Origin of the sequence: Cobetia sp. Dlab-2-AX (assembly GCF_024124625.1) — a bacterium.
Lineage (GTDB): Bacteria > Pseudomonadota > Gammaproteobacteria > Pseudomonadales > Halomonadaceae > Cobetia.
The window spans coordinates 1-1076 of sequence record NZ_JAMXRV010000020.1; the positions used below are offsets into that span (position 1 = coordinate 1).

General features: G+C 53.0%; 1 protein-coding gene. It reads right to left on the reverse strand.

Annotated features, from left to right (window positions below):
- A partial coding sequence (locus tag NH396_RS16980) for an IS481 family transposase (RefSeq protein ID WP_253065025.1) occupies positions 1-985 on the reverse strand: 985 nt, incomplete at its 3' end.
- Between the last annotated feature and the right edge of the window lie 91 nt (positions 986-1076).

A 1076-nucleotide genomic window follows, 5' to 3' on the forward strand; every position in this document is an offset into this window, starting at 1 on the left:
TGTCGGGTTCCGTCTGATTGACTATAGCTTGCGTAAACAGCTCAGGTCGTTCGACCTGCCACTCCTTCATTGCTGCTATAGGCGCTTTGTGGTGTAGTGCTCTCTGAGGAATGTGGTGGTTATAGAGCCAGCAATAACGCTCGAGTGTCTGTTCTAAATCCTCACTTGAGTCATAACGCCGAGTCGCCAGTACATCGCTGATACGCCCATTGAAGCGCTCCACCATCCCGTTCGTTTGGGGTCTGCCTGGCCTGATCAATCGATGCTCGATGCCATGGCTCTGACATTCCTGATCGAAAAGGTGATGTCCACTGGGCTTACGTTCGCCACCCACGGTAAAGCGATCGGTAAAGGATTTACCGTTGTCCGTGAGCACGGTTCGAATCGTGAAGGGAGCCTCCTCTTCCACACGCTTCATGAACGCCTGGGCATCCTTTGCAGATTGACTTGATCTGACCTCCAGATACACCCACCGAGTGGCACGATCAATCGCGACGTAGAGATAACGCTTCTGATCTTCGTCAGGCATTTGGGGCAGGTGCTTGATATCAATGTGCACATACCCGGGCTCATAATCCTTGAAAGGCCGATGCTTGGACTTCTCGTCCTCCTTCGCATCTTGACGCGCCAGCTTGGCGAGAGTCGGTACATCACGTCGTTTGAGCATGCGCTGAAGTGCGGAACGCGACAGATTGGGGTTCAGGAATTCGCGAGCAACGACAAGTAGATCATCGAGCCCCAGGCGAAGCAGTTCACGTGCGGCGATGACGATCTCTTCCTGTTCTGAGGTCAGAGTCGCGAGTAGGTTATGACGTGTGTGGGAACGATCCAGGACATCATCACGATAGCGCCAGCGCTGTATAGTTGAGACGCTGACCCCGAACTGACGAGCGAGATCTTTGTTCGTCATGCTGGAGGGAGCTGCTTGGATGTCGGCACGGATTTTCGGTGTCGTCGTCGCTTGCTTATGCAGCTTGATGTCCATGAAGCTTTTCCTGAATCAATTGCTTGATGAGCTCACGAGAGGCTAACAAAGGATAGCTTCGTTGTGAAATCCGATCATCCGGCACCCTACA